The sequence below is a fragment of the Streptomyces sp. 2114.4 genome (assembly GCF_900187385.1).
Lineage (GTDB): Bacteria > Actinomycetota > Actinomycetes > Streptomycetales > Streptomycetaceae > Streptomyces > Streptomyces mooreae.
Genome location: NZ_FYEY01000001.1, coordinates 330,569 through 356,851, shown reverse-complemented (window position 1 = coordinate 356,851; position 26,283 = coordinate 330,569). Strand labels below are relative to the sequence as shown.

Annotated in this window: 27 protein-coding genes and 4 pseudogenes; 11 read left to right on the top strand and 20 right to left on the bottom strand. The window is 69.7% G+C overall.

All coding sequences use genetic code 11. The features are described from left to right. Nucleotides 1-5 precede the first annotated feature (5 nt). The 5 genes and pseudogenes from CFW40_RS01620 to CFW40_RS01605 all read right to left on the bottom strand — a co-directional run. Nucleotides 6-251: pseudogene (locus tag CFW40_RS01620) on the bottom strand (ATP-dependent DNA ligase); the annotation flags it as partial. A 38-nt stretch (nucleotides 252-289) separates the two neighbouring features. Then, complete coding sequence (locus tag CFW40_RS01615; protein WP_088796033.1) at nucleotides 290-910, bottom strand: DNA polymerase ligase N-terminal domain-containing protein; 621 nt, start codon at nucleotides 908-910, stop codon at nucleotides 290-292. A gap of 135 nt (nucleotides 911-1,045) precedes the next feature. Continuing rightward, nucleotides 1,046-1,432, bottom strand: a complete 387-nt coding sequence (locus CFW40_RS01610; protein WP_256331835.1) for an NAD(P)-binding domain-containing protein — start codon at nucleotides 1,430-1,432, stop codon at nucleotides 1,046-1,048. Between the two features lie 308 nt (nucleotides 1,433-1,740). Beyond that, on the bottom strand, nucleotides 1,741-1,905 hold the full coding sequence (locus tag CFW40_RS36915) for a hypothetical protein (RefSeq protein WP_176956612.1): 165 nt from the start codon (nucleotides 1,903-1,905) through the stop codon (nucleotides 1,741-1,743). Next, nucleotides 1,893-2,375 carry a TetR/AcrR family transcriptional regulator gene (locus tag CFW40_RS01605; protein ID WP_176956613.1) on the bottom strand — a complete coding sequence of 161 codons (483 nt, stop codon included), beginning with the start codon at nucleotides 2,373-2,375 and terminating at the stop codon, nucleotides 1,893-1,895. The genes CFW40_RS36915 and CFW40_RS01605 overlap by 13 nt, the downstream gene beginning before the upstream one ends. Before the next feature lie 273 nt (nucleotides 2,376-2,648). On the opposite strand from CFW40_RS01605, the gene CFW40_RS37750 reads away from it, so the two are divergent. The 4 genes and pseudogenes from CFW40_RS37750 to CFW40_RS01595 all read left to right on the top strand — a co-directional run bounded on the left by CFW40_RS37750 (nucleotide 2,649) and on the right by CFW40_RS01595 (nucleotide 4,001). Further along, nucleotides 2,649-2,927: a hypothetical protein gene (locus tag CFW40_RS37750; RefSeq protein WP_256332102.1), complete on the top strand. Its 279-nt coding sequence runs from the start codon at nucleotides 2,649-2,651 to the stop codon at nucleotides 2,925-2,927. Next, nucleotides 2,873-3,106 (top strand): annotated as a pseudogene (locus tag CFW40_RS37745) (SDR family oxidoreductase); the annotation flags it as partial. The gene CFW40_RS37750 and the pseudogene CFW40_RS37745, both read left to right, overlap by 55 nt. 86 nt (nucleotides 3,107-3,192) lie before the next feature. Then, nucleotides 3,193-3,471, top strand: a complete 279-nt coding sequence (locus CFW40_RS37740) for an SRPBCC family protein (protein ID WP_256331652.1) — start codon at nucleotides 3,193-3,195, stop codon at nucleotides 3,469-3,471. Between the two features lie 32 nt (nucleotides 3,472-3,503). Continuing rightward, entirely contained in the window at nucleotides 3,504-4,001 is a 498-nt protein-coding gene (locus CFW40_RS01595; RefSeq protein ID WP_088796030.1) for an Lrp/AsnC family transcriptional regulator, read from the top strand. A gap of 283 nt (nucleotides 4,002-4,284) precedes the next feature. Here CFW40_RS01595 and CFW40_RS01590 read toward each other — a convergent pair whose 3' ends face one another. Next, nucleotides 4,285-5,208: an SDR family oxidoreductase gene (locus CFW40_RS01590; RefSeq protein WP_088796029.1), complete on the bottom strand. Its 924-nt coding sequence runs from the start codon at nucleotides 5,206-5,208 to the stop codon at nucleotides 4,285-4,287. A 362-nt stretch (nucleotides 5,209-5,570) separates the two neighbouring features. Between CFW40_RS01590 and CFW40_RS37520 the strand changes: the two are divergent. Then, a pseudogene (locus CFW40_RS37520) lies at nucleotides 5,571-5,756 on the top strand (allophanate hydrolase subunit 2 family protein); the annotation flags it as partial. 123 nt (nucleotides 5,757-5,879) lie between these two features. Here CFW40_RS37520 and CFW40_RS01580 read toward each other — a convergent pair. The 9 genes and pseudogenes from CFW40_RS01580 to CFW40_RS01545 form a co-directional block, all read right to left on the bottom strand. Continuing rightward, the gene (locus CFW40_RS01580) at nucleotides 5,880-7,757 is read right to left on the bottom strand and encodes an ABC transporter ATP-binding protein (protein WP_088796028.1); all 1,878 of its coding nucleotides are present in this window, start codon (nucleotides 7,755-7,757) and stop codon (nucleotides 5,880-5,882) included. Continuing rightward, entirely contained in the window at nucleotides 7,754-8,188 is a 435-nt protein-coding gene (locus tag CFW40_RS01575; protein WP_033270912.1) for a lasso peptide biosynthesis B2 protein, read from the bottom strand. Before CFW40_RS01575 ends, CFW40_RS01580 begins: the two co-directional genes overlap by 4 nt. Further along, complete coding sequence (locus tag CFW40_RS01570; RefSeq protein ID WP_088796027.1) at nucleotides 8,185-8,439, bottom strand: lasso peptide biosynthesis PqqD family chaperone; 255 nt, start codon at nucleotides 8,437-8,439, stop codon at nucleotides 8,185-8,187. The genes CFW40_RS01575 and CFW40_RS01570 overlap by 4 nt, the downstream gene beginning before the upstream one ends. Before the next feature lie 39 nt (nucleotides 8,440-8,478). After that, on the bottom strand, nucleotides 8,479-10,356 hold the full coding sequence (locus CFW40_RS01565; RefSeq protein WP_088796026.1) for a lasso peptide isopeptide bond-forming cyclase: 1,878 nt from the start codon (nucleotides 10,354-10,356) through the stop codon (nucleotides 8,479-8,481). 34 nt (nucleotides 10,357-10,390) lie between these two features. Continuing rightward, complete coding sequence (locus CFW40_RS35965) at nucleotides 10,391-10,501, bottom strand: keywimysin-related RiPP (protein WP_106974916.1); 111 nt, start codon at nucleotides 10,499-10,501, stop codon at nucleotides 10,391-10,393. Between the two features lie 551 nt (nucleotides 10,502-11,052). Further along, on the bottom strand, nucleotides 11,053-11,331 hold the full coding sequence (locus tag CFW40_RS01560; protein WP_088796025.1) for a hypothetical protein: 279 nt from the start codon (nucleotides 11,329-11,331) through the stop codon (nucleotides 11,053-11,055). 175 nt (nucleotides 11,332-11,506) lie between these two features. Next, nucleotides 11,507-11,647 (bottom strand): hypothetical protein, encoded by a 141-nt coding sequence (locus CFW40_RS37735; protein WP_256331653.1) that lies wholly within the window; start codon nucleotides 11,645-11,647, stop codon nucleotides 11,507-11,509. A 237-nt stretch (nucleotides 11,648-11,884) separates the two neighbouring features. Next, nucleotides 11,885-12,475 (bottom strand): transposase, encoded by a 591-nt coding sequence (locus CFW40_RS01550; protein WP_088801839.1) that lies wholly within the window; start codon nucleotides 12,473-12,475, stop codon nucleotides 11,885-11,887. Nucleotides 12,476-12,659: 184 nt separating this feature from the next. Further along, nucleotides 12,660-13,151, bottom strand: a pseudogene (locus CFW40_RS01545) (transposase); the annotation flags it as partial. A 467-nt stretch (nucleotides 13,152-13,618) separates the two neighbouring features. Between CFW40_RS01545 and CFW40_RS01535 the strand changes: the two are divergent. The 4 genes from CFW40_RS01535 (at nucleotide 13,619) to CFW40_RS01520 (ending at nucleotide 18,375) form a co-directional block, all read left to right on the top strand. Next, entirely contained in the window at nucleotides 13,619-15,331 is a 1,713-nt protein-coding gene (locus CFW40_RS01535; protein WP_088796023.1) for an amidohydrolase, read from the top strand. A 31-nt stretch (nucleotides 15,332-15,362) separates the two neighbouring features. Beyond that, nucleotides 15,363-16,136, top strand: coding sequence for a LuxR family transcriptional regulator (locus CFW40_RS01530; RefSeq protein ID WP_088796022.1), 774 nt, complete (start codon nucleotides 15,363-15,365; stop codon nucleotides 16,134-16,136). A gap of 133 nt (nucleotides 16,137-16,269) precedes the next feature. Beyond that, nucleotides 16,270-16,521 (top strand): hypothetical protein, encoded by a 252-nt coding sequence (locus tag CFW40_RS01525; protein WP_143034599.1) that lies wholly within the window; start codon nucleotides 16,270-16,272, stop codon nucleotides 16,519-16,521. Between the two features lie 408 nt (nucleotides 16,522-16,929). Continuing rightward, on the top strand, nucleotides 16,930-18,375 hold the full coding sequence (locus CFW40_RS01520) for an oxygenase MpaB family protein (protein ID WP_088796020.1): 1,446 nt from the start codon (nucleotides 16,930-16,932) through the stop codon (nucleotides 18,373-18,375). Nucleotides 18,376-18,932: 557 nt separating this feature from the next. Here the strand turns inward: CFW40_RS01520 and CFW40_RS01515 are convergent. Further along, nucleotides 18,933-19,541 carry a TetR/AcrR family transcriptional regulator gene (locus CFW40_RS01515; protein WP_088796019.1) on the bottom strand — a complete coding sequence of 203 codons (609 nt, stop codon included), beginning with the start codon at nucleotides 19,539-19,541 and terminating at the stop codon, nucleotides 18,933-18,935. 87 nt (nucleotides 19,542-19,628) lie between these two features. Between CFW40_RS01515 and CFW40_RS01510 the strand changes: the two genes are divergently transcribed. Next, nucleotides 19,629-20,054 (top strand): nuclear transport factor 2 family protein, encoded by a 426-nt coding sequence (locus CFW40_RS01510; protein ID WP_088796018.1) that lies wholly within the window; start codon nucleotides 19,629-19,631, stop codon nucleotides 20,052-20,054. Further along, nucleotides 20,051-20,899 (top strand): NmrA family NAD(P)-binding protein, encoded by an 849-nt coding sequence (locus CFW40_RS01505; protein ID WP_088796017.1) that lies wholly within the window; start codon nucleotides 20,051-20,053, stop codon nucleotides 20,897-20,899. The genes CFW40_RS01510 and CFW40_RS01505 overlap by 4 nt, the downstream gene beginning before the upstream one ends. A 918-nt stretch (nucleotides 20,900-21,817) precedes the next feature. Here CFW40_RS01505 and CFW40_RS01495 read toward each other — a convergent pair. The 4 genes from CFW40_RS01495 to CFW40_RS38840 form a co-directional block, all read right to left on the bottom strand. Next, the gene (locus CFW40_RS01495) at nucleotides 21,818-22,549 is read right to left on the bottom strand and encodes an AraC family transcriptional regulator (protein WP_256331654.1); all 732 of its coding nucleotides are present in this window, start codon (nucleotides 22,547-22,549) and stop codon (nucleotides 21,818-21,820) included. Between the two features lie 388 nt (nucleotides 22,550-22,937). Then, nucleotides 22,938-23,879, bottom strand: coding sequence for a VOC family protein (locus CFW40_RS01490; RefSeq protein ID WP_088796015.1), 942 nt, complete (start codon nucleotides 23,877-23,879; stop codon nucleotides 22,938-22,940). A 270-nt stretch (nucleotides 23,880-24,149) separates the two neighbouring features. Further along, the gene (locus tag CFW40_RS01485) at nucleotides 24,150-25,280 is read right to left on the bottom strand and encodes an FAD-dependent monooxygenase (RefSeq protein WP_256331655.1); all 1,131 of its coding nucleotides are present in this window, start codon (nucleotides 25,278-25,280) and stop codon (nucleotides 24,150-24,152) included. Nucleotides 25,281-25,313: 33 nt separating this feature from the next. Further along, nucleotides 25,314-26,264, bottom strand: a complete 951-nt coding sequence (locus CFW40_RS38840; RefSeq protein ID WP_371127213.1) for a recombinase family protein — start codon at nucleotides 26,262-26,264, stop codon at nucleotides 25,314-25,316. Nucleotides 26,265-26,283: the final 19 nt, after the last annotated feature.

Here is a 26,283-nt window from a genome sequence, read left to right as displayed (position 1 = left end):
CCCGGTCAACCCCGGGCCGGACGTTCGCGGGCCACGTCCTCGGGCCGCTTGTCGTCGCGCAGGCCGAGGAACCGCGCAGGGCGCAGCAGGTCGGCGTCCGCGGGGTAGCCGAGGAGCAGGGCTCCGAATCCGGTTCTGCTGCCGGCCGGTTCGGTGAAGCCGCCGCCGACCAGCTCCTGGCCCTGCGCGCACTTGAGTCCGATCCAGTCCGAGGAGCGCCGGGGCAGCGAGCGGCCGGTGGCCCGCTTGGCCGCGGGCAGGGCGTCCAGCAGGTCGTGGGCGCTGCTCATCACGGGCTCCCCTGCTCCCCGGTCTCCTCCTGGGTGACGCGACCGAGGGTCCGGCCGCTGCGGACGGACCGGGCCCGGCGGGCATCGGGGGTGCCGCGGCGTCCGGCCCGCTCGTCGCTCTCCTTGACCAGCAGCCAGGCCTCCCGCTCCCCGGGGCCGCCGCCGCGGAAGCGGGTGAGCGCATAGCCGCCGTGCAGCTTGCTGCCGTCGAGCCAGAACGACGCATGGCCCCGCTCCAACGCCTCGCTGAAGGTACGGCTGCGGCCCTTCTTCCCCGGCAGAGGCCGGTAGCTGCCCTCGTCCCAGACGATCACGGTGCCTGCGCCGTACTCCCCCTCCGCGATGACCCCCTCGAAATCCCGGTACTCCAGCGGGTGGTCCTCGGTGGGCATCGCCAGCCGCTTGTCCTGCGGGTCGGCAGACGGCCCCTTCGGTACGGACCACGACTTCAGTACGCCGTCGACCTCCAGCCGGAAGTCGAAGTGCAGCGTACTGGCGTCATGGATCTGCACCACGAAGCACGGCGCGTCCCCGGACAGGGCCCGCCCGCCCCGCGGCTCCCCGGTCCGGTCGAAGTGCCGCTTGCCACGGTACGTAGACAGCTTGTTCTGGTTGGTCACGGGGCCGCCCACCTTTCCACGGAGGCCGCATCTCTCACTGTGGCGCGCGGCGGACAGCGGCGCATGTGCACCCACGGGCCCGCGCCGCAAGCCTCCGCCGGCCGCGAGGTTCCCCGTCCGCCCCGCACCACCGGGCTACCGCGAGCGTGGTGGGGAACAGCGCCGCGGGTTCCCGCTGACCGTGGCCGCCAGGAAGTCGTTCCCGTGGCCGGCGGCTTTGTTCCGGATCAGCGCGGACACCCGGCGGGACACCGCGGAGCTGTGGATCAGGATCCCCGGCGTGGCATCCGGCGAGGTCAGCACGCCGTCGGGACCCGTGGTGACCGCCTCCAGGGCGGCCGAGGCGGCGACCATGGTGAAGACGACGTCCCGGTCGGCCAGGTCAACCGGCCGCTCGGCGATCGTCGCTCCCCGCTCAGCCGGCGGTTCGGCCTTGGCGCGCGTCCTGTTGCGGACGGCTACGTCGTACCCCGCGTTCAGCAGCCGCGCAGCCAGCTGGAATCCCATGCGGCCAACGCCGATCCAGCCGCTACGCGGGCGGTCCTGGGCGGCAATCGTCGTGGACGTTAGCGCAGGTCAGAGCGTTCCGGCAACGAACTGGCAGGGAGCCGCGCTCCTCCGTGCACCACCCACAGGAGGTTCTTGGGCTGCTGTGGTGCAGCCGCCCGGCAGCAGTTAGCGATCGGGCCCTCCCGTAACCGCTCGTACTCCCAATCAGACAGTGACGCCGGACTCTCTACGCCGACCGCGGCTACGAGTTCGACGTCTGTCGACGGCGCCTGCGGGAGGGGAGCATCGCGGCAAGTGCACGACGGCATGGGCGGCGCTGACTACTCGTCGACGGGGGGCCAGGGCTTCGCCCGGAGTTCGTCGAGCCGCAGGAACGCCAGCGCGCGGCGCAGCAGATCGATGAGTTCCTCGGGCTCGTCCTGCCAGGCCCAGTGCTCCATGGTGACGGTGAAGGCATCCAGCACCGCGGTGGTCAGCAGACGCACTTCGAATCGAGACTGTCGAGAGGGGCGTCCACACGGGATGCCAACGCGGGAGCGAGCCGTTCCTGCATCTCCCGCCCCGCGGCGAGCCAGCGCATCTTCAGGACGGGGACGGTCCCCAGGACCCGGACCAGCCGACGGGCCCGGGCGGTGTCCAAGCGCCGCCCGGCCGTCTCCGTCCCGAAGGATGCTTCGACGGCGGCACTGAGCGGTTCTTCGGCCGGATGTTCCGCGAGGACGTCCACGAGTTGGCCGACGCTGGAGGCGAAGAGGGGGGTGAGGGCGTCCTCCTTCGCCGGGCAGTAGCGGTAGAAGGTGCGCAGGGAGATGCCCGCGGCCGAGGCGATGTCCTCGACCGTCGTCGTGTCATAACCGCGGTCGGCGAACAGGGTCGCCGCGGCCTCCGCGATCTCCAGCCGAGTCTGAAGGCGCCGCTGTTCCGTCAGGGACGGGCGGCCCCGCGCTGCCGTCATTGTGTGCTCCTTGCCGTGCTTCACCTCGGCCCTTATTGTCACAGACGGAATTTGTGGCATGTCGTGCCATAAAAGCGTAGGTTGATCAGAGACTGATCGGGAGCGGGCCGACCAGTGGTCGATCCATCCGCTGTCCCGTGCTGTCGCGCTGCCCCTGCCTGCCTGTGCGCCGGTGGTGCCGCGCGGTGGTCGGCGGTCGGCGGCGTACCGCCAACGGCCGACGCGCGGTGACCAGTGACCGGTGAACGTACAGCGTCAGCGAAGGAGCCGGCCATGTCCCGCACTTACCTCATCACCGGAGCCGCCTCCGGCATCGGCAAGGCCACGGCCACCCGGCTCAAGGAGCAGGGGAACACGGTCATCGACGCCGACCTCAAGGACACCGATATCGTCGCGGACCTCGCTACCCCCGATGGCCGGGCGCAACTGGTCCGGCGCGCAGGCGAGTTGAGCGTTGGACGGCTCGACCAGCCGTCGATCGGGGCGAGGGCTATGCGATCTACGGCTCGACCAAGGCCGCCATCGCCCGATGGATACGCCGCACCGCCGTGACCGCAGACTGGGCGGGCGCCGGCATCCCTCTCAACGCGATCGCCCCCGGAACGGTCATCACCCCCATGACTGAACCCATGCTGGCCAGCCCCGACGTACGCAAGATCGTCGACGAGACCGTCCCCATGCCGCTCCATGGCCACGCCCAGCCGGCACAGATCGCACCCCTCCTGAACTGGCTCACCTCTCCCGAGAACGAACTGGTCACCGGCCAGGTCGTCTTCATCGACGGCGGCGCCGACGCCGTACTGCGCGGCGACGGCACGTGGTGGTCAACGGCCAAGTGGTCATCAGGGAGCGGCTCCTGGAGAAGGACGACTCGCGCCGGATGCTCCGTTACACCATCCATGAATCCGCCGTCCCCGTCTCTGACTACGTCTCCACGCTGTCCGTGCACCCGCACGACGCAGGCGCCGAGATCCGCTGGGCCGCGACATACGAGGCCGCCGACGAACTGGTCTCCGAGATCGAGAAGCACTTCGGCGACAACATCTGCGCCGCCGGCCTGGACATCCTCAAAGAACGCTTCGCCCTGCCCGGCTAGGCATTGCGTCGCAACTGGATCTTGAGCGTTGCATGATCGTGGTTCGTGGTTCCCCCGAGGGCGAGCAGATGCTCGCCGTTCTCGCCGCAGACGGTCGCGCCAACCTTGTCGATCTCGGCGCGGCAGCGGACCTCACACCCGGGCGCGCTTCCCGCCGCCTTCACGTCTTGCTCCGGTGCAGGGTCGTCCACCTAGATGTCGAGACAATCGCAGCAGCACTGGGCTATCACGCTCGGGCGAACCTTTGGCTCCGCGTGCACCCGTCGGCCGTCAAGAGCGTCGGACACACACTCGCGCAGGAACCCGAAATAGCCTTCGCCGCGGCCGTCTCCGGCTCCTACAACATTCATGCCGTCGCGCACTGCCGTGATCTCGACGAACTGTTCGAATTCGCTTCGGAACGCATCGGGCCTTTGTCCGGAGTCCAGAGCATGGCGGTCTCTCCGCTGCTTCAGCAGATCAAGCCGGCCGGCACGCTCGTGTCCGGCGACCGTCTCGTCGAGCCGCGAAGCGTCCGGGCGCGCCGCTGAAGTCCGCGACGCGATCGCCCAGCGCGCGCCGGGCGGGGCATCGCCGCCGAACGCGGCCCACGAACCCCTGCCGGTATACGTTGCCGGTTCTGTACCGCACCCGGTCAGATGCCGGACCGGCACACCCTCTTGCGGCCAGCTGAGCTTCCAGAGGGCCAAGTGGTAGTTCAGGCCCGTGCCGCCCCGCCCCAGCTCGGCCACCAGCCGGTACGGCCCGACCACCGGTCGGTCCGACTCCCCCCTGTTAGCAAGGGTGCTCGGTACGGCGGAACGTCGGTGGGCCTCAGTGGCGTTTGCGGGACAGGTAGGAGTTCCAGACGGCGAGACCGCCGGCGCCCAGGACGCTGACGTCGGCTGCCAGCTCGGTGCGGGAACGGGTCCGCAGTTCACGCCGGGTGATCCGGGCGACGAGTGCGGGGAAGAGCGGCCGCAGAGGCTGGCACCAGCGCAGCCACGGCGGTGCGTAGATGTGGTGGGCGCGGTGGGCGATGCCGGTGGCGAGCCAGTCGGCTACCTGGGCGGGGGAGTGGACCCGGCGCGCGAAGCGGGGCTGGTTCCGCCGCAGGGCCTGCAGGACGGGATGGTCGTCGATGCCGGCGACCATGGCAGTGCCGGTCCAGTGGAGATAGGCGATGCCGACGGTGATCCCGTCGGGCTCGACCTCGCCGCGTAGTGCCTGGGCGAAGGATTCCGCGCCGGCTTTGGAAGCGCAGTAGGCGCTCATCATGGGTGCGGAGCCGAAGGCGGCCGTGGAGGCGATCTGGAGGAAGTAGCCGCGGGTGTCGTTGAGCTGCGGGAGGAAGGCTCGGGCGGTGTTGGCGGATCCGACGAGGTTGACCTCGACGACCCGCTGCCACAGGTCGGCCGCGGTGCGGATGAACGGGCCGCCGACGGCGATGCCGGCGTTGGCCACGACCACGCTGGCCGGACCCAGTTCGCTGCCCACCTGTCGGGCAGCGTCCTCGAGTGCGGTGCGGTCGGTGACATCGGCCTCGACACAGGCGCTTCGGTTCGGCAAGGAGGCGGCGACCCGGGACAGGGTCTCCTCCTCGCGCCCGAGCAGCGCGACGAGCATTCCCGCGTCGGACAGGCGCCGCGTCAGGGCTTCACCGACGCCGCGGGCGGCGCCGGTCACGACCGCGACCCGCCCCCGCAGGGGTGTACCGGGAGAGGAGCCGGGCCCGCTGGCAGTGCCGATGTCACGCATGTCCGTCCTCGTTCCTCGTCGGCCACCGACGGCGGCACCCCTGTCGACATACCCGGAAAAGCCCTTCTGTTCGCCCTGCTGGAGAGTGATGGCGAGGCCATACCGCCTGATTTCGAGGGGTCGACGGCACAGCGCTCAGGGGGTGACGGAAGGCCAGGAACGGGCCACCGGGCTGGGCGGCCGCCGTCTCTGCACAGCAGCGCTGCAGAGCGGGACGGTCATCCGCGAACTCGCGCGGCCCGGAAGCAGTGCGAGACGCAAGCCGGTGGGGCTGCGCCGGGCTCACCGCGCGGGGGCCGAGATACGCAAGGGGCGGGCAGCGAGTGAAGGGCGCCGTGAGCCGGACGTGGCGGACCGGTTCGATGAGCTGGCCAACCCGAACAAACGGGAGGTCACCTCCCTACCCGGCAGCAGGGGCGGGCCCGGTCACCGATGGGCGGGCTGTCCGGAAAGGCCGGGGGACGCGCATGACCGGCGGCTATCCCGTCATCGCGTGGGTGCACGAGGCCGACCTCGACCAGGCCGCCCAACTCCGCCCCGGCCAGACCGTAAGCTTCCGGACTTCGCCGAGCCGCCGCGCCACGGGAACCGGCGGGCGCGCCCGTCCGCGACGTCCTGGCCCCGGCCGCGCGCCATCGGTGTGGGGCGCGCGAAGCCGCACCCCCATGCCGTCACCGCGGGCCGGGCGGGGCGGGGGGGACGGCCACGGCGGGCGGCGTCGCGCCGGTCGCGCGCAGCATCTGGCCGGCGGCCAGGCGGCGGTAGACAGGGCTGGTGGTGAGCAGCTCCTCGTGGCACCCGGCGGCAGCGGTACGGCCGTCTTCGAGCACCACGATCCGGTCGGCGTGCTGCACCGTGGAGAGCCGGTGCGCGATCACCAGCACCGCGCACTCCTGGGCGACGTCCTTCATCACCCGGGTCAGCGCGGCCTCGTTGAGGGCGTCCAGGTGCGCGGTCGGCTCGTCGAGCAGGAGCAGTGACGGCCGTGCGAGCAGGGCACGGGCCAGGGCGACCCGTTGCCGTTCACCGCCCGACAGGGTGTTGCCGCGTTCACCGAGTACGCCGGACAGCCCTCCGGGCAGCCGTGCCACCACTTCCTCCAACTGGGTGAGTTCGACGACCCGCCGCACCTCGTCGTCGTCGGCACCGGGGACGGCGTAGGTGAGGTTGTCCCGCAGGGTCCCGTGCACGACGTGGGTGTTCTGGTCGACGACGGCGATACGGGCCCGGCACTCGGCGCGGCCGAGGCCCGGGGCGGGCCGGCCGTCGAACAGCAGGGTCCCGGCGTCCGGTTCGTAGAACCTGGCCACCAGCGCGAAGAGCGTGCTCTTGCCCGCCCCCGACCGGCCGACCAGGGCGACCTGCCGGCGGTGCGGGACGTCGAAGGAGACCCCGCGCAGCACCGGGCGGTGCGGGTCGTAGCCGAAGTGGACGTCACGCAGGACGAGCGCGGGCGCCGCGTCGCTCCCGGATCGCTCCGACCTCCGGGAGGCACGCGCATCCACGGCCGTCTCCTCCCGCTCAACGGGTTCCACGGGCAGGGCCAGCACTTGCTCGATCCGCTGGTAGGCCCCCATGCCACGTTGGATCTGGCCGACCGCCCGGAACGCCGAGGACAGCGGCAGGACCAGATAGGACGCGTACAGGAGAAAGGCGACCAGGTCGCCGAGCGAGTTGGCCCGGTCGTTCACCCGCAGACCGCCGATGACCAGGACGAGCAGGAACGAACCCTGGACGGCGAGTTCGACCGCCGGGCTCATCATCGACGCCAGTTTCGCGGTCCGCACGCCCGCGCGGTACGCCGATTCGACCCGCTCCCCGATGCGCCGCGCCTCGCGGTCCTCGGCCCGGTGCACCCGCACCATCGGCAGGGCGCCGAGTGCCCGTTCCAGGTCGGCGCAGATCGCGCCGACGGAGTCCTGCATGCGCTCCGAGGCCGCCCGGATGCCCCTCAACAGCGAGGCCACCACGCCCGACGCGGCGGCGATGGTCACGGCGACCAGGAGCAGCAACAACGGGTCGAGCCACCCCATGAGCACGAGTGCGCCCGTCCCGACGAGGGCACCGGACACCAGGTCCGACAGAGCCTGGGCCACCACCTCCCGCAGCAGGGTGGTGTCGGCGGTGACCCGGGAGATCAGATCACCGCTGCGGTGCCGGTCGTACTCCCTCATCTCCAGCCGCAGCAGCCGTGCCACCAGGCCGTGGCGCAGTCCGCGCACCACGCCCTCCCCGGTGCGTTCCAGCAGGAAGCGTCCCACCGCGCCGGTCGCGGCTTCGGTCCCGAAGAGCGCGGTGAGCAGCAGCAACAGCGGCCAGGGGACGGCCCCTTGGCCGCTGCCGTCCACGATGTGCTTCGCGACGAGCGGCTGGGCCAGCCCGATTCCGGAGCCGACCATGGTGAGTGCGGTCGCGACGGCGATCGAGGACCGGTGGCCCGCGGTGAGCCGGAACAGGATGACCACCGCGGCCCGCGTGGACCGGCCGCTGCCGGGCGGGGGCGGGGCCGGTACCTCTCCGCTGGTGACCGCCCCGCTGGTTCCGGTCATGCGTCCGTCCGGCTCACCGGCGGGACGGCCATGAGGCGGGTGAAGTAGCCGTCCGGTACCCCTTCGGCCACCGGGCGGCCCTCCGCCTCGATCCAGGCGTGCGCGGTGAACGGGGGCACCACCCGCACTCCGGTGCACCACGTGGGCCAGGTTCCGCGCAGTCGGCAGAGCAGGGCGGCACCCAGCGAGCGCGGCAGACAGCCGCGGGGGCCGGCGCACCGCAGGCTCGCCGCACACATCGCGTCCCGCGCCGCCGCGGCCTGGGCGGTGGAGGCCGGAGCTGCGCCGCGGCGGACGAGGGCGAGGACCGCCCGGAGCCGGCGCGGCGGCAGGAGGGCCAGGGCCAGGGCAGGCAGCAGGACGGTGCGGGCGGCCAGCCGTCGGGTGAAGGGGACGCCGACCGGCCGGTCCAGTGCGCTCGGGGTCGTCACGCGGCCAGCCCGGACGCCCGCAGTTCCTGCACCAGGGTCGCGACGTCCTGAGCCGCCTGTGCCCGGTCGATGTCGAACCGCGCGACCAGGGCGTCGACGGCGTCCCCTTCATTGCCGCCGTCCAGCAGGGTCTTGATCACCAGCGTGCCGGTGGGGTTGAGCTCCCAGTAGTCCCCGCTGCGCTCGTCGAGAAGTACTGTGCCGTAGTCGGTCTCCGCCGTGGAGACATCGGCGCCGAACCGCAGTGCCATGGTGAGATCCTTTCCGTCGTGGCGCGGTGAGAAGGTGTCCTAAGAGGCGGGCGAGACCGCGTCGTTGAGGGCGCGTGGTCCGGTGGTACGGGCGAGACCGCGCAGCCAGACTTCGCAGGCGATGGTCGAGTACAGGATCGCGTCACGCAGTCCGGGCGCGGAGGGGCGCCGGGCCAACTGCCGCAGCGCGTCGCCGTCCACCAGACCGAGCTGTTCCAGTCGGGAGTCCTCCCAGAGCGCCATCAGGTCGCCACGGTGTTCCCGCAGCCCGTTCGAGGCGTCCATCGACGCCTCGGCCTTGTTGCCGCGGCGCAGGCACACCTTGGGCACGACGCCCTGCATGGCGGCGGCCAGCAGGGGTTTGTAGCGCCAGGGCGTCACGCGCTCGTCGGGGCGGACGGCGAGGCATGCCTCGATCACCCGGTCGTCGAAGAAGGGCGACGCCATGGGAACCCCGGACCGTGCGGCCATCCGGTCCCATTGCCGGATGATGCGGGTGCAGGAACGGATCTGTTCCAGGTCGGTGTGCAGCCCACGGTCCCGGTGCAGGGGCGTGGCCTGCCCGGCCGCCGCGCGCAACGCCTCCCCGGCCATCCGTTCCGCGTCCGGACTCACCCAGTCGAACAGCCGGGGTGCCATGCCCCACCCCAGACTGCTGGCCACGGACGGCGGTTGGGGGGCACGCAGCCGGCTGCCGGCGTCGGCCAGCCACCTGCCGTACGGCCGGGAATCGGCCAGTGCCCGTACCGTGCCGCCGAGCGGCCACTCCCACAGGGCCCGGAACCCGCGCAGCTGGCGCAGGGCGAAGAGCGGACGTGTCCGCAGCAACCGGTGGTAGTAAGCCTCGGAGCACCACGCCACGTGGTCGCCGCCGATACCGGTCAGATGCAGCCGGCTGCCCCGTTCGGCCAGCCCCGGCAGGTGGTGCAGTACCCGGGACCGGTCCATCACGCCGATGGTCGGTTCGTCCAGCAGATCGTCGATGTCGAGCAGGTCGGTGTAGACCAGCGGTGAGTCGTCGGCGTCCCAGACGACGTGTTCGAGGTCGGGGAGGAAGCCGGCGGCCCGTTCCGCCCAGTGCAGGTCGGTGTCTGCGGGGTCGCGTCCGGGCCAGGTACTGGCCACCACCCGGGCCGACGACCGTGCGGCCAGGAAGCAGATGGAGGTGGAGTCCAGCCCGCCGGAAAGGTCGCAACTGACCACGCCACCCTGCTGGGTGCGGGCGTCCACGGCCGCGGCCAGCGCTTCCCGCACGACGGGTGCGCCGTCGGCGAGCGAGCGCGTGGGCTCGGGCGGCGTCCACCAGCGGGACCGCCGCACGGTCCGCCCGTCCGCCGCGACGATCAACGCGTCCTGTGGCGATACGGCCGTGACCCCCGGAAACATCGGCGCCTCGAACAACGGATGGGGAACCGGCCACAACAGCCGAACGGCCAGCTGTGCCGCGTCCGGACCGGCGCCGAGCGCGTCCGCGAGGACGTCCGCGCTGGTAGCGGTGACCTGGACGCCGTCGACGGCGGCGTGGAACACCAGCCGGAGACCCGACGCCGTGCCCTGCACCCTGAGCTGCCCGTCGAGCGCGCCGACGAGATGGAAGCTCCCGGGCAGTGTGCGAGCCAGTTGGTCCAGCTGGACAAGGTCCGTCAACTTGCTTGCGTGCCTTCGGAGTTCGGTGGAATCGATCGGACAGCATCCGACGACGGTGAGTGCCGCCCGGCCGGCTCGTGCGGTGACGATCTCGTCGTCATTCCAGTGACCGACCAGCCAGGGCCGGCCCGAGTCATGCGTCAGGATGCGCGTTCCCGGACGGGAGAAGGAGCAGGAGCGGGCCACGGCGGCCGCATCCGCGCGGTCGGGAAAGACCGCGAAATGCGCGTCGCCGGGGCCCGGTCCCTTGCTCTGGTGCGAATCAGCCATGGATTCGATGCAACGATCCGTCAGCCGACCGCGGTCAGTTCTTGCTCAGGATCAGACGGTCGTTTCCGGAGCTGTTGAGGAGTCCGGTCTTCTTCCGGAACGTCCCCAGTCGGACGAGGGTAGGTGCTTCGTAAGCCTTCTTCATGACATCTCCTCCGCCGTTGGTTGCGACCGCCTCCCTGATACGACGGTGAACCGGGCACGCCGGCCCACGGCCGTCCCGGTGTCCGGACCCGTCGGGAGCCCGGAACGAGGAGGCGGGGCGTTCGCAGATGAAGCTAGTTGCAGGCCCTTGGCCCTCTGCAACCCCCGAAAGAAAAGTGCGATTTTCGGCTTAACTGCAAGATGGTCGATGCATCGAACCGCCCTGTCCATCGCTTCGTAGAAAGTGAATCAAAGTCGGCGAGTAAATTCCGCGGCAACGAAACGTTTTGAACTGTGCTTCCGGAACCCGACCCTCGATCCGGTCGGAGGGAGGGCGCGCGGTAGCCCAAAGTGCGCCGCCGACCGCGCCCTGCCTCGATCGGCACCGCGAAACAGTGGCCGACAGGCACAGGTGCCGTTCTCTCTGGGCCAAGGCGACTCGAGGGCCCAGACGGGCCTCCAACGAGTCGTTCGGCAATGCGCACACGCTCCGGCGAACCTGTGCCAAGCGGCACCGAAAGTCAACGGGTTCGGCCTTGCCGGGCCCGGCAGTCAGTCGTCGGAGAAGGAAAGGCAGACCGCAGACGGATCCAAGGTCACCTGGTTCTGGGTGTAACAGTCCGCTTGCCGGGTGGCGACCTCGGCTCCGCAGTCCCTGCAGACCAGATTCAGGCCATCGCCGCCTGCGGGGCCCTGGCAGCAGCCGATTGAACGCATGACCTCGGGATGCTGTTCCGTACCGGTCACGTCGTCGGGGTGCACGATGAAGCCGAGGACGTCGTTGCTGAACTCGCACAGTCGAAGGTTCAGGGCATAGGTGCCGCGGGGCATACGGGCCGGACGTGTCCGGACACTCGGGATCTCTGACATCGGGACGGGTAGCGGCACTTTTACCTTGGCGACCGGTCCGGTCAGGGGGGATCGACAGTGGTCACACAAGAAACGCGACATTCTGCTGATTCTGCATATCGAATACCGTTGTGAACACCGATTTTTTTCGCGCTGGCTACGTATCGGGCAGGCATCCGGGGGCGACCTGGTCAGCAAGGCAGATGAGAGTGGCCTGCGGGTCCATGTCGAAGGCGGCGGCGACGAGCTTGGGGTCCGTGGTGTTCACCAGGTCGACGAGGCGGGTGCTGCGGATCATCCGGGGCGGGTATCCGCAGTCGTCAAGGACGTGGGAAAGATAGGCAGTTGAGGCCGGGTTTCGCCCGGCCTTGGTTCCTTTGGTGACCATCACATGCGGGTTGGTCGTCGGCCACTCCGCGCGGTGGTTCAGCAGCGTTCCAGCACGGTCCAGGAGGCGGGATCCAGCGGGACGGCTTTTTCAACGGGACGCCGCGAAAGGGGAGATGGCCCAACGATCCCTTTCTGTCAGCCCCTCTTACTGATCTTTTCGTAAGTTCGGTGGGTGTGGTGGGTGGATGGTCAGGCCGGTGTGGGCGAGGTAGGACCATGGCAGGTGCTGGTTGTGGTTGATCCGGTGGACGCCTTGTTCGGTGGCATCGGCAACGTCGGCGAGGTGGTCGCCGGCAAGGTTGGCGAGTTCGCGCTTCTTGAGCGACGACCAGAGCAGTTCCACCGGGTTCAGCTCGGGTGCGTATGCGGGTAATCGCTCGAGGGTGAGCCAGTCCTGCTCGGTGACCCAGGCTCGCATCGCCCGGCTCCAGTGGGCGGACAGGCCGTCCCGGACCAGGATCACTGGCTCGCCACGGTAGAACGCTTTGACCTGTTCAAGGACCTCGATGAGAGCGGTGGTGTCGTAGCTGCTGGGCTTGAGGTGGAAACACAGGCGAGGACCGCGGTCGAAGTCGGTGGAGTGGTAGCCCAGAGCCGCGGCCATCGACGCACGCTTCCAGTTCAGCCGGTGCCGCAGAAGCGGCGTGCGGCCGCGAGGTGCGTAAGTGCGGCGGATCTGGGGCAGCAACGAGACGCCTGATTCGTCGAGGAACACGATCCAGGCACGTGTGTTCACCGCCCCCTTTTGATGCGCGGCCACTCGTGCGTGATCCAGCGGGGCGCCGCCCCTCTTTGTGGGCAGTTGCACCGTCGACCGGGTCGAGCCGCGCGTTCCGCACGAGCGCGGTGAGGCGAAGCGTTGTCCCGTAAATGATCTCTGAGTGGCTTCGGGCATGGTGGACTGCTGTGCGGCGGGTGGTTTATCCGGCGAGGGCGAGGTTGTGCATCCGTGCGATGCCGCGCATGGCGTGGTGGACGCCGTCGCCTTTGAGGCGGCAGTCGCGGAGGATCTTCCAGGTCTTCATGCGGGCGAAAGCGTGCTCGACACGGGCGCGGACCTGTTTGTGGGACTTGTTGTGGGCCTGCTTCCAGCCGGGCAACTCCTCGCCCATGCGGCGCCGGTGGGGCATCACGAGCCCGGTGCCCGGATAGCCGCCGTCGGCGATGGTCATCGTGGTGCCGACGGCGGCCTTCGCGCCGGATTCCTCCCATGCCTTGCAGTCGTTGCGGTTGCCGGGCAGGGGCTGGCCGACGACCACGACGAGGCGGGTGTCGGCGTCGATGACGACCTGGTGGTTGGTGGAGTACCGGTAGTTCTTCGACTGCTCGGCGATGGTGTGGTCACGGGTGGGCACGAGGGTGCCGTCCACGATGAGCACGGTGTCTTTCGCGAAACGCTTGCGGCGCTGGATGTTCTGCCAGCAGACAAAGGAGCCTGTTGTCGTTCCAGACGCTGTCTCGGGCCGTGCTCAGCTCCTGCAGGGCTACGGGCGGGGTGTGGGGATTGGCGGCCAGGGCCTGCCAGACGAAGGGGTACGGACATTGCGTGAGAGGCTGCAGCACAACGCTGTCTTTCTCGGCATGCGCCAGTGCGAGGTAGTCGGCGGGCGTGGGCACGAGGATGGCCTCTCAGGAGCGTCGAAGCTGTCATTTTGCCACCGCACCTTGCCCTACCTGCCTCGACCATCATTTACGGGACAAGTCTGAGTTACCCGGCTGCTTGGGCGGCTTGCGCCGAGATGCCGGCTGGCGGTCAGCTGCACTGCGGGAGCGCGTATCGGTTGGATGACCGATGTGCGGAAGGTGGGGGCGTGGCCATAGTTCTCGGGAGATCGTTCGCGGGTGGCCGCGGTGCACCCGATTTTCGAAAGGAACTTCTGTGGACAGGTATGCGGACCTGGTGTTTCTCGGCGGGCGGGTGGTCACGGTCGATGCGCAGTTCTCCGTCGCCTCGGCCCTGGCGGTGACCGGCGGGGTCATCAGCGCCGTCGGCGGGCGGGACGACGTCACGCCGTTCGTCGGACCCGACACCCGCCTCGTCGACCTGCGGGGAGCGACGCTGCTTCCCGGCATCAACGATTCCCACCTGCACGGATGTGCCTTCGGCATGGCGACGCCGCCGCTCTCCCTCGACCTCGGACATCCCGCCGTGTCCTCCCTCGCGGACGTGGCCGAGGCGGTATGTGAGGCCACCGCTCGGGTACCGGGCGGGCAGTGGATCACGGGGCACGGCTGGGACCCCGGATTCCTCGACGAGTGCGTCACCGATCCTTCGCGGCAGCCCTCCCGGCGCGACCTCGACGCCGTGAGCCCGGACCACCCCGTCGTCCTGTATTCCTTTTCCGGGCACGCCACCTGGGTCAACTCAAAGGCAATGGAACTCATCGGGATCGACCGGCACACCGTCGCGCCGCCCGGCGGGGCCATCGTCGTGGACGACGCCGGGGAGCCCACCGGGCTGCTCCACGAGGGGGCCCAGGCCCTCGTCCAGAACGCGCTGCCGTCGCTCAGCCGGAAGGAGCGGACCGACGCGATCCGATCGACCCTCGCCATGCTCGCCCGGCTCGGCGTGACCAGCTACACCGAGCCCGGGCTCGGCCCGGGTGGCGACGGCATCATGCGGGGCGCACTCGGCGCACAGACCCTCGACGTCTACCGCCGGCTGCTGTCCGACGGCGAACTGACCGCGCGCGTCGGCGTCTTGGTTCTGCCGACCGGAATGGCGAGCACCGCCGAGGAGTTCACCCGCACCCTCACCGCCCTCGACGACTCCGGTGAGTCCGGCGACGCCGACCCGCGCCGCCTCGCGATCCACGGAGTCAAGATCTTCGCCGACGGCATCGTCCCCAACAAGACGGCCTGGATGCACGAGCCGTACCTCGGCGGCGGCTGCGGTTCCCTGTGCGTCGGCGGCGAGACCGACGCCGAGCGGCTCGCCGAGATCGACGCCATGATCCGGCATGCCCACGCCGCCGGGCACCAGTTGGGCGTCCACGTCACCGGCGACCGGGCCTGCGACGCCGTCGCGGACTCCTTCGCCACGGCCGTGGCCGAGCGCCCACGCCCCGACGCCCGCCACTACATCATCCACGGCGACTTCCTCACCGCGCACAGCATGAAGGTACTGGCCGCGCACGGCTTCGGCGTCAACATGAACCCCACCATCAAGTGGACCGTCGCCGACATGGAGGAGGACTTCGTCGGCGTCGAACGGGCCGCGTACGCATGGCCCTACCGCGATGCCATCGACGCCGGCGTGCGGGTCGCGAGCGGGTCTGACGCCCCCGTCACGTACCCGGACTGGCGCCAGGGCGTCGCCACCATGGTGCTGCGCGAGTCCAAGGCCGCCGGCCGGGTCAGCGGCCCCGAGCAGCGCATCGGCCTGGCCGAGGCGATCCGTACGTACACGATTGACGCGGCCTGGCAGGACTTCGCCGACGACTGGAAGGGCTCCCTGGAGCCGGGCAAGGTCGCCGACCTCTGCGTGCTCGACGGGGACCTGCTCGCCGCCGACCCCCACGACATCCCGCAGATGCCCGTCGTCCTCACCGTCGTGGACGGGCAGGTCGTGCACGACACCCTCCGCGATTGACGTATTCCGGGCGCATGATCATCCTTGGGGGATGGCAGCGCAGCGGAGCACGGCGGACATCCTGGACGCGGCCGTCCAGGTCCGGGAGGCCGCCAGGAGCGCCACGAGCGGCGCGACCGGCGTCGGCACGGTCCTGACGGCGCTGTCGGAGGTGATGGAGTACGACCACGCCTCCCTGGCCCGGTGGGATCCGCTGCACCGTCGCCACACCACCCTGGCCGGAAGCTACCCCGACGACGCCACGGCCTACATCGAGACCCACCTCCACCACGACCCGGTCTTCCCCGTGCTCCGCAGCCCGGCCCGAGGTGGTCTCTGGCTCAGTGACGTCCCCCGGCAGCTCCTGGCCAAATCCCCGGGCTTCCAGGAAGTGCTGCGTCCCCTCCGCATCGAGGGCGGCGTGGCCCAGTGCCTGTTCGCCACCGACGGCCGGTACGTCGGCATGCTGAACGTGAGCACCCGCCGGCCGCGGCGCACGCCCGATGCGGCACGCGCCGTGGTCACCCTGCTCACCGAGGCCCTCGCCGCGTCCGTCGATCCCCGCTCGGGCCCGCCGTCCGAGGAGATCGCCACGGCCGACCCCGCCGTGGACGCGCGGCGGCCCGGCGGGCTCTCGCCGCGGGAGCTCCAGGTGCTGGCTGAACTGACCACCGGACGCACCAACCGGGAGATCGCCGAGCGGCTGTACATCACGCCGCGCACCGTAGGGACCCACATCGAGCACATCCTCGCCAAGCTCGACCTCCCCAACCGCGCGGCCGCCGCCGCCCGAGCCGCCGCCTGGGGAATCGAACTCGCCCGCTGATGCGAGCCCAACGACGCACAGCACTCGGACCGCGGGCGTGCCCTGGCGGGACACTCCGTCACACCTGCTGGGGCGACAACAGAGGAATGAGGCAGGGCCAGTGTGTTGCCACGCCTGCGGGCTGGACGCTCTGATGCTGCCGAACGCGCTCCCCGCCGTGCTCAACTCGCGCATTCACATGCTCAGTCACCAATTCCCGACCGTTGACCGCGCCGAGAGCCCGCTGCTCGACGCCGTCCGCATCGCCGACGCGCTGCTGGGCAGCGCGCACATCCTCAGCGTTGCCGCCGCCGAACCGGCGACGACATCTTTCGGTTCACCACCGCAGACGCATCGACAAGAGCCCCGCACTTTCGTCGCCCCGGCCCCACTTCGCGAGGAGTGACTCTCATCAGGAGGTTGGCGGGGCGGTTGGTAGATGTCATGACTCCCGGTACCTGCGCCGTTGGGAGCGGCTCCAGACGTCACCGGCGCGCCAGGGCCGCGGCCACCGTGGTCATGTCCGCGCGCGAGCGATTCACCACCTGTGCCTTCCGGCGCCGAGGGAAGGAACGTGCCGCGGCCAGGGAATCCGCTCTGCTCGGAATGTGGTGCTCAGGTAGAGGCGCCCGGTAGGGGTCCTGCGTCCGAATCGCCCGCTTCCGTGGCCCTGTGGTGTGTCTCGGACGGGTGAATTCGGGAACCTGGCCGCTCCCGGTTCCCGACAGGACCGTTGGGCTGGGCGGATAGCCGGATGATCACTCTTCGGGCGTCCCTTGCTCATTCGTGTACACGTGCTTGAGGAGAGGTCCCCTTGGCTACGGCTGATCTTCCCGGTCCTGATTCGCTGCTGCGCCGCACGCTGGGGGAGTGGCGGATCGGGTTGGTGGCGTGGCGGCTGCTGGTTCTGCAGACCGCGGATCCGGCGGTCGCCGCCGGCATGGCCAACTTCTCCACCTACCGCGCGCACCCGTGGCGGCGTATCGAGCACACCATGGACAGCGGGAAGCGGCTGTTCTTCTCCGACCGTGAAGGGCTACGCCGCGAGGTGGCCCGTCTGGAGCGCACGCACCGCCGTCTGGCCGGGACCGACGAGCAGGGCAGGCCGTTCACGGCGTTGGACCCGGCGGTGCGGGTGTGGGTACTGGTCACCTTGTACGAGTGCATGACGGCGATGCGGGAACTGTCCGGACGCCCGCTGGCGCCGCCTGAACTGGATCAGATGTACGGGGAATTCCGTGCGGTGTGTGCCGAGTTCGGCTTCTCCGATGCCCTGCTACCGGCCACGGCCGCGGACGTGCCCGCGTATGTGGACCGCACGATTCGCGAGCGCCTCGAATACAGCGAATCCGTGCGCTACCTGCTCTTCGACATGCTCCGTGAAGCACCCGCACCCCGCCGCTTGGGCCACCTGAAGCCGGTCTGGCCGCTTGTGCGCACGGTGGCCGCCCATGTGATCGGTGCGCTGACCATCGCGGACCTGCCGGAAGCCTTCCGCGAGCGCTTCAACCTGCCCCGCACCCGCCGCGCGGCCCTGCTGTCCTTCATCCTGCACCGTGGCATGCGCGTGCTGATGAATGCGCTGCCCGAGCACCGGCGCTACCGCACCCCACTGGCGGGCAACTCCTCGACCTCGCAGCCTTCCACGGCCTCCATCGACCGTTCTGCTCCGCCGGAGGCAGGAGGTGTCCGGCTTCCCGCACCACGCCGTCGTAAGGGTGCCGATTCCCGCCCGGCGCGTCTGCGGACCTTCTTCCGTCAGGTTCTCGACCAGACCGGCGACGGCCGCATCGGCTCGGCCGATCTGCAGGCCATGGCGCACAACGTGTGCTGGCCGCTCGAACTCACCCCTGAGCGCGAAGCCCGTGTCTATGCCGCCTTCGAGACCTGGTGGCAGCACCTGCGGGCCGGCATGGACGCTGACGATGACGGACAGGTGACCTGCGAGGAGTTCGTCACCGCCATGCTCACCGGGATCGACGCCGGGCCGGGCTATCTCGAGCAGGGGTTGCATGTCGCGGTGCGGGCGATCTTCCACGCTGCGGATACCGACGGCAGCGGACGCCTGTGCGCCGATGAGTACCGCACGATCTTCGGCGGCTCCCGGGTCCACCCCGCCGAACTCAACCACGGCTTCCGCCAGCTCGACCACGATGGAGACGGCAGCATCACCGAAGACGAATTCGTCCAGGCATTCACCGACTACTTCACCGCCCGCACCGACAACACGGCCGGCAGCCAACTCCTCGGACGCCCATAGCGGCCGAAGCGGGCGACGTCCCGGGGCAGCCACTGAGGGCCTTGGCAGCGCAGTGGCAATTCCCGCAGGGGCCTGAAGCGTGTGACGGCGGGAAGAGTGCGTTGTCGCGCTCGCGGTCTGTGACCCGGTACGAAGCCCTGCATACCGCGGGCGGCCCGGTCCGGACATCTCGGCAGAGCTCGAACGCATCTCCGGGCGCCGGTGGCCTCACCTGCGGGCCGTCCGGGCGCGCCGCGGTCGTGCCGTGCTCAGGCCGGGCCCCCGACCGTGCCGCCGCGCGAGCGGCAGGGCGGTCCGGGCTGAACGCAGCAGCGCGGGCAGGGGTGGCGCTCGACGTCGTTCGCGTCAGCCGCCGAAGGGTGGTGAGGGGCCGTCATGCCCTCGGCTCTTCGCACAATGCAAGTCTCAGAAGGGGGTTGGGCCCGCTTTTGCGTGAGAATGGGTTCTGAGAACCGATCGAAGGTCAACGGACTTGCGGCAGCCTGCTTTCGATCCTGCTCCAGCAAAGGGGTCGTTTGTGCGAGGCCCCGCCCATCAAGGGCTCACCCGATCCTTGATCACTCCTCGGCGCTCAACTCCTGCCGTGCGCCGGAGCCCAGGACTCTGATGGCGAAGTTCGCCAACTGTGCCCGCATTCTTTCCCGCGGCACGCGCTCTTCTCCGGCCAGGTGCTCGACAAGGTCGGCTCGCGTGGCGGCGAGCAGGGCGTGAGCGGTGAAGTCGCTGTCGGTCAGGCCGGGGATCTGCTCCAGTACGGATTGGAGCGTGCTGTACCACCGCTCGTAATGCTCAGCCTGGTACGGACTGCCACCCCCGCCTTCCTCCAAGGCCAGCGCGAGGCGCCGGTTGTCGAGTTTGAAACACAGGACGGCATCGAGCAGGGCGGCCACGCGATCCTGCGGTGGGGTCACGGGTCCCAGGGGCGGTGGGCCGGCCTCGACGGCCTCCCTGATCGGTTCGAGCCGCGCCTCGTACAACGCGCGGAGCAGCCCTGCGCGATCGCCGAAGGCCCGGAAGAGCGTGCCCTTGCCGACGCCGGCCGCCGCGGCGATGTCGGCCATGGTGACGTCCTCGGGATTTTCGCAGCGGGCGAAGAGGGCGTCAGCGGCCGCGAGCACGGCCTCCCGGTTACGGGCGGCGTCCTTGCGGGGCTTGCGCTCGGGCATGCTGCACCTCCATTTGCAAAACGGACTCGCGGTCCGTATCGTCAAAACGGACCCAGGGTCCGGAATTCTGTGAGCTGGAGGATACCAATGCCCGCACCGACTGCCCCGGCGGATCTGTACCGCCACAGTCTGCGACTGCTGCTCGACAAGAACATTCCCGCGTGGGTCGCCCTGTGGGCGGAGGACGGCCTCATGGAGTTCCCCTTCGCCCCCGACGGCTGGCCGCAGCGCCTGGAGGGCAAGGAGGCCATCGCCGCCTACATGCGCCGCTACCCCGACCACATCGATCTGCACGATTTCCCCGACCTGCGGATCCATCAGACCACCGATCCGCAGACCATCGTGGTCGAGATGCGCGGGGTTGGCCGCCTGGTGGAGACCGACGCTCCCTTCGACATGACCTACATCGCCGTCGTGGCCGTTCGAGACGGGCGCATCACCTCCTACCGCGACTACTGGCACCCCCTCGCCGTCCAGGAGCCCGGCACGGACTTCACCGGGAGCAGCCGATGACCACCGTAAGTACCACTTTGGTCATCGGCGCCACCGGCACCACCGGCAGCCGCACCGCCGCGCAGCTGATGGCCGCTGGCCACCGCGTCAAAGCCGCCAGCCGTCAGGCCGCACCGGTCGCCGGCGCCGAGCCGGTCCCCTTCGACTGGTACGACTCCGACACCCACGCTGCCGTCCTCGACGGAGTCGACCGCGTCTACCTCATACCGCCCCTGGGTGACTCCGACCCCGCGGCGATCATGCTGCCCTTCCTCCGTCAGGCCCGCGCCGTCGGCGTGCACCGCGCGGTACTGCTGAGCTCCTCGGCCATTCCCGAGGGCGGTCCGGTAGTGGGAACGGTGCACCAGGCCCTGCCCGATCTGTTCGAAGAGTGGGCGGTACTGCGGCCCTCGTGGTTCATGCAGAACTTCACCGGCACGCACGCGCACGCCCGCAGCATCCGCGACGACGGCATCATCTGGACCGCCACCGAAAGCGGCCGGGTCGGCTTCGTCGATGCCGAGGACATCGCGGCCGTCGCCGTCCGGTCCCTGACCGACGAGCAGGCCCCCAACACCGATCTCGTCCTCACCGGACCCGAGGCACTCAGCCACGACGACATCGCCACGATCATCACCGAGGTCACCGGTCGGCCCGTGGTCCACCGCCGGCTGTCCTATGAGCAGTTGCGCGATCGCCTGACGGCGGAGGTCCCGGCGGAGTTCGCCGTAATGCTGGCGGGCATGGACCGTGTCATAGCCGGTGGGGCGGAGGACCGCATCACCGACACTGTCCAGCGCCTCACCGGTCGGCCCCCGCGCACCTTCCGCGCTCTCCTTGAGGGGGAGATGCGAGGCAGCAGCTGATGTTCCAGGACGATCAGCAGTTCTGGTTCGACACCCTGCGTCATCTCGGCCTGGCCGTCCACGGTGGCTCGGACGTCCGTGAGCGCGAAGCCGAGGGCCACCGACGGATCGGCTGCGGCCTTCCGCTTCGGTGCCCCGGATCGAGGGTCGCGGGACCAGCGCGTCCATGGACCTCCGGTGTGCTACAGAAGCCCGAGCAGGTGCCTTTGACGCCCTGATCGGTTTCGAGTCGTGGTGGGAATCCCCGCCGGTGTTCGTTCCGACGTACACCGAAGCCGTCCCGGCATGCGCGGCCCTCCGCGACGCAAAGCGACAGCGGGGAACGACCCCGTCGACTTGAACGGTCACCAACGGCAGTGGCGCGCTGAGTCCTCTCGGTGAGCAGGTTCCGTCAATTTCCCCTTGCGTGCAACGACTGCCCCGACTCTGCTGACCTTTATGCGCAAGCAAAGCGCTGCGCGAGGCGCCTCGGTCCACGCGCAGCACACTTCCGGGTCTTCCCTGCCGGGTTATTGAGTATTCTCCTCAAATACCTGCATTGCAATACACAATGTGCGAAGCATGTTACGCGATGCGTGATTTCACTGTTCATCTTGTCCGGGCTGGCCGGCAGAAGCTCTTGTGTCTGTCGCTCGGCCCCCTCCGGGGTCCAGCCCCAGGGCGTGTCCCGGTTCGTCGACCAGACCTCGGGGCACACGCCGGCTTCGAAGTTGAGGTCGGCGCGGATGGTGTCTCGTACGGCCTGACGATGCTGGCCGGCCATGAAGGACGTGGACAGGAAGATCGACTCGAGACTGACGATCATGGTGAGCAGCCCGAACGAGGGCTCCCCCTCCAGCCCGGTGCCATGTCCTCCCCGCACCGAGGGACGCGGGCCGGATGGCGGGGCCGTTCGAGGGCGCGGTGCAGGTGGCGGGTTTACCGGCGGGCTGCGGTGTCGGAGGGCAACTCGTTGAAACGGCCGTGGTAGTCGCCGGCGAAGCGGCCCAGGTGGGAGACGCCCCACCGGTACGCGATGGTGCCGACGTTGTCGGTGGTGGTGAGGATGTCCTGACGGATCCGGTCCAGCCGCAGGTTGCGTACGTAGGACATGGGCGACAGGCCGAGCCGGTCGCGGAATGCGGAGCTGATGGTCCGCGGCGCGCAGTCGGCGGCTTCGGCGATGTCGCCGAGGGCGATGTGCTCGGTGAGGTTGGCCTCGATGAACGCGAGAGCTGCGCGCAAGGAGCGCGGGTGGCCAGGTTGCGGACCGTCTCGCAACTCGTCGGTGTGCGAGTGCGGCTGGGCCAGGAGCAGCGCGGTGACGATGCAGCGCAGTTGACTGCGCTGGAGTTCGGCACGCAGGAACAGGGCGTCTCCCGAGTCCAGTTGCTCCAGGAGGGAGCGGACCAGCAGCAGTACGGCCCGGCCCTTGGGCTCGGCCAGGTCGAGGGCGAAGTCGAAGCGGATGGGGGACACCGGCGGGCGCCCGGTCAGCGCGGTGAATTCCTGGTCGACCAGGGCGGCGTCGATCCGAAGGCCCAGAAAGCGTGAAGGGGTTGGGCGCGCGGGGCGCAGCTCCTGAGTGTCTCCGGGGTTGACGACCCCGGCCGTGGCGGTGTCGAGGGTGGTGTTCAGGCCGCCGCACGATGCGGCGATCGCGCCGGACACCGATGTTGACGAAGTAGGAGCTGCGTCCTCCCGCCGTGGAGACGCGCACGTCGAGCGGCGAGGCGAAGTAGCCGACGGCGAAGTCGCGCGCGGCCACCCCGCGCAGTTCGTGATCTCCCCTGCACAGGCCGTCCAGCGGCGACGTGGCGATGGAGCCGCCGAACAGGCGGGTGGCGGCGTTCAAGAGGTCGACGGGGTTGGGGGATTTGGTGATGACGAAGTTGCGCAGCGGAGCCGGCACACATTCACCTCCCTCGGCGCGGGCGGCCGCCACGGCGTGGGGTGCGGGCGACCGGGGCCTGCGGACAGTGTGTCACCGCTGCCGGCCCGCCAGGGGCTTGATCGGCGGTGCTGCGTCCGCAGGTGACGCGACCCCTCGCGGGTGTGCTCACATCGGTGGAGCCACGAACAGTCCGGGGTCGACGTCGTTGTGGGACTTGGCGGCGATGAACTCCTCCATCTCGTTGGCCGTGCCCCATTGATCCGCGTTGGTGGGATCGCGTAGGTCGTAGAGGTGGGGGTGCCAGGTGTCCTCGTCCAGGACCTCCAGCTCGGTGGTGTACTCGACGGTGTTTCCGGCTCGGTCGAGGAAGTAGCTGAAGACGTTGTCACCGGCGCGGTGCCGCCCCGGTCCCCACAGTCGCTCGATGCCCCGTCCCCGCATCCGGCCGGTCCCGCGCATGAACTCGTCGATGCCGCGCATCTCGAAGGAGGCGTGGTGGAAGGCCGCGTGCGGCCCGCGGACGATGCCGAAGCTGTGGTGGAAGGTGCTGCACCGCAGAAACCACATGATCTCCCCGCGGCTGCCGAGGCACATGGTGTCCGAGAGGCGGAACCCCAGGTGCTTGATGTACCAGGCGACCGTGGCCTCGGGGGTGGGAGAGTTCATCAGCACGTGTGACAGCCGCACGGGGATCGGCTCGCGGGCTTCGATCTTGCGGTGCTGTCGTGGTGTGACGTCGGCGGAGACCTCGACCACGCGGCCCTCGTTGTCGAAGAAGCGGACCGCGTAGCCACCCCCGGGGGTGTCCAGCTGCATCGGTTCATGGAGCAGCTTCACGCCCTGTGCGATCAGCCGCGCGGCCAGGGTGTTGACATCGGCTGCCGTGGCGGCACCGAAGGCGATGAGGTCGGTGCGCTTGTGCGCTCCCTGGCGCAGCCGCACCACGTACTGCTCCGGCGAGCCATCGGCTGCCAGGAACGAGACGCCGGTATCGCTTGCGGTCTCCGTCAGCCCCCACATCTCGGTATAGAACTGACGCTGCTCGGCGAAGTCGGGCATGGCGACATCGATGTGCCGCAGGTGGGTGGTCAGACTGCTGTTGCCCATGGTGCACTCCTTTACGCTGCGCTGGGTCAACTTGCGGGATTTGTACGCCAGTTGTGGACGGTGGACAGCACGGGACCCTCGCCCGTGTGGGCGCCGGGGAACATCCGGGCCGCCTTGGGGCCTCCGTGCTCAAGAACCAGGTAGAAGTGGGCCGAAGCGTGTGCAGGTCGTCCTTGCCGTTGGCCTGAAGCGACGGGCAGCACGGCATGTCCAGGACGCCTGGTCGAGCAGGGACCGCGGGTGGCTGACGCGCTGTGCCCCCGACAATGGTCATGCGGGCTCGGCCATCTGCCGGTGGCAGGCATCGACCAGCGGGTACGCCTCGTCGTAGCGCTGCGCCTGCTCCAGGTCGGCGATCGCCACCGAGTTCTCCACGAGTGTTCGGCACCGCTGTGCGCGTCGGCTGACGAAGGCATCGAGCCCCGCGCCGATCGACGTGTGACAGTCGAGCTCCTGGGCCAGCACCGCCCCGTCCTCGATGGCCAGGGCCGCGCCGCTGGCCATCTGCGGTGCGGGTGCGTGCGCGGCATCACCGATGACCACGCCGGTGCCCCGGTTCCAGGCACCGTCCAAGAAAGCCGTCAGCACCGGGCGACGTACCACTGACTTGGACCCGGCCGCCAGCAGGGAGCGGATCTCCTCCACGCGGCCAGGGAAGCCCTCCAGCAACTGCCTTGAACGCGGAACGAGTTCGACGTCAGGCAGGACGCTCCACTCCGCTCCGTTCTCCGTCAGGAACGCATACGCCAGGCTGTCCGAGATGGGCACGAGCCCCGCCGTATTGCTCTGCCCGGCGAACTGTTGAATCCCGGTGGCCCACGGCGGGCGGGGCACCAGAGCCCGCCAGACCATCTGCCCGTGGTACGCGACCGAGGTCTCCAGGCCCAGCAGACGCCGTACCGACGAGCGGATCCCGTCCGCACCCACCAACAGCGCGACCCGCCGGTGCGTCCCGTCCGACATCTGCACGCGGACCTGTTCCCCCTCCTGTTCCACCGCAACGACGGTCAGCCCGTGGTGCACCACCACGCCACAGCGATCGGCATGCTCGCGCAGCGTCCGGTACAGCGCCGGACGCCCCATGCCAACCACCGCGGGCCACTCGGCGCCGATCAGGCGCGGCAACCGGACCTCGTCCGCAACCCTGCCGTCCACATCCACATGCGTGATCACACTCATGCCGTAGCCCGCGGCCAGACACGGGTCGGCCAGCCCCAGTTCGTCCAGCGCACGCAGCGAAGGACCGGTCAGACACAACCCCCAGCCGGACGTCGCTCCGGCCGGACTGATCTCCGCGATCTCGACCTGCCACCCCCTGCGTGCCAAGGCCGATGCCGCGGTGAGACCGCCCATGCCCGCGCCCACGACCAAGGCCGTCCGCGCACCGCGACAGCTCTCCATGTATGCCTCCTGAGCGCTGAGTTCTTCGAAACCCTAAGAACCGCGGACGCTTCGCCCTATCCGGATCGGGAGGCAACCATCCGCTTTCAGCAAGTGATGGACGCCGTTGCTCCGGGGGGTGCTCCTGGAGGCTGCTCTCACCGCTGTGCCGAGGCGGAGCGAGCTGTGGGGGTGGGGGCGCGCTTGATGGTGCGGATGACGGGGGCGGTCTCCATGCCGTGGTTCCGCGCTGGACGCAATCTCTCTGAAGCCGGGGCGGACGTCGTCGTAGTGACCTCCCTGCAGATCCGTGGGGGTCGTCGAACGGCTCATCACCGCCGGCCAGCGGCAGCAGGGCGACCCCGAGATCCCGCCCTGCGGCGGTCTCGGCCGACGGCATTGATTGCCTGGCTTAGGGCTCGCGGCCACTGGCCCCAGGCCGCACCCGGCCCCCATGTGATGCTGAACGGCAGGCCCGTGTCGGCCCGGCCCGACGACCTGGCGGCGCTCGCCCGCGAGGTGGCCGCAGACCTCACGCCTGAGCAGCGGGCCACTCGGCCACGTCCGCCACGGCGCTCGCGCCGGTGCGGTGCCGGACTCGCCGGGCTTGATGCCTGTCTTTTGGCGGCGGCGTTGCCACTCGAACTGGACCTGGGACCAGAGCTTGGGGGCGATGACGGGTTCCCACGAGCCGAGCAAGGGGCGTCCCTCGTCATCGAAGAGGACGAGGGACCATCCGTCCCCGGCAGTAGCGGCTTGGACCCGATGTTTCCCCGCGTAGGAGACCATGCCTGCGTAGCGCGGATTGCGGAGCATCTTGGCGACCATCGTGGACGACCAGGTGCGGGCGGCAGGAGGCTGGATCCCTTCGGCGTTGAAGCTCCTGGCGATGCTGTAGGCCGATTCCCCCGACATGAAGTCCTGGAAGATCCGTACGACCAGGTCGGCCTCATGCGGGACGAGCTGCCCTTTGCGCTCGCCTTTACGGACCCAGCCGTGGGTGATGCGGCCTTGGGCGAGTCCG

What these genes read in the sequence shown, in the direction of transcription:
- CFW40_RS01605 (WP_176956613.1), bottom strand. Translation starts at nt 2,375, where the DNA reads ATGACGGCAGCGCGGGGCCGCCCGTCCCTGACGGAACAGCGGCGCCTT.
- CFW40_RS37750 (WP_256332102.1), top strand. Translation starts at nt 2,649, where the DNA reads ATGTCCCGCACTTACCTCATCACCGGAGCCGCCTCCGGCATCGGCAAG.
- CFW40_RS01595 (WP_088796030.1), top strand. Translation starts at nt 3,504, where the DNA reads ATGATCGTGGTTCGTGGTTCCCCCGAGGGCGAGCAGATGCTCGCCGTT.
- CFW40_RS01590 (WP_088796029.1), bottom strand. Translation starts at nt 5,208, where the DNA reads ATGCGTGACATCGGCACTGCCAGCGGGCCCGGCTCCTCTCCCGGTACA.
- CFW40_RS01580 (WP_088796028.1), bottom strand. Translation starts at nt 7,757, where the DNA reads ATGACCGGAACCAGCGGGGCGGTCACCAGCGGAGAGGTACCGGCCCCG.
- CFW40_RS01570 (WP_088796027.1), bottom strand. Translation starts at nt 8,439, where the DNA reads ATGGCACTGCGGTTCGGCGCCGATGTCTCCACGGCGGAGACCGACTAC.
- CFW40_RS01565 (WP_088796026.1), bottom strand. Translation starts at nt 10,356, where the DNA reads ATGGCTGATTCGCACCAGAGCAAGGGACCGGGCCCCGGCGACGCGCAT.
- CFW40_RS35965 (WP_106974916.1), bottom strand. Translation starts at nt 10,501, where the DNA reads ATGAAGAAGGCTTACGAAGCACCTACCCTCGTCCGACTGGGGACGTTC.
- CFW40_RS01560 (WP_088796025.1), bottom strand. Translation starts at nt 11,331, where the DNA reads ATGCCCCGCGGCACCTATGCCCTGAACCTTCGACTGTGCGAGTTCAGC.
- CFW40_RS37735 (WP_256331653.1), bottom strand. Translation starts at nt 11,647, where the DNA reads ATGATCCGCAGCACCCGCCTCGTCGACCTGGTGAACACCACGGACCCC.
- CFW40_RS01530 (WP_088796022.1), top strand. Translation starts at nt 15,363, where the DNA reads ATGGCAGCGCAGCGGAGCACGGCGGACATCCTGGACGCGGCCGTCCAG.
- CFW40_RS01525 (WP_143034599.1), top strand. Translation starts at nt 16,270, where the DNA reads ATGCTGCCGAACGCGCTCCCCGCCGTGCTCAACTCGCGCATTCACATG.
- CFW40_RS01515 (WP_088796019.1), bottom strand. Translation starts at nt 19,541, where the DNA reads ATGCCCGAGCGCAAGCCCCGCAAGGACGCCGCCCGTAACCGGGAGGCC.
- CFW40_RS01510 (WP_088796018.1), top strand. Translation starts at nt 19,629, where the DNA reads ATGCCCGCACCGACTGCCCCGGCGGATCTGTACCGCCACAGTCTGCGA.
- CFW40_RS01505 (WP_088796017.1), top strand. Translation starts at nt 20,051, where the DNA reads ATGACCACCGTAAGTACCACTTTGGTCATCGGCGCCACCGGCACCACC.
- CFW40_RS01490 (WP_088796015.1), bottom strand. Translation starts at nt 23,879, where the DNA reads ATGGGCAACAGCAGTCTGACCACCCACCTGCGGCACATCGATGTCGCC.
- CFW40_RS01485 (WP_256331655.1), bottom strand. Translation starts at nt 25,280, where the DNA reads ATGGAGAGCTGTCGCGGTGCGCGGACGGCCTTGGTCGTGGGCGCGGGC.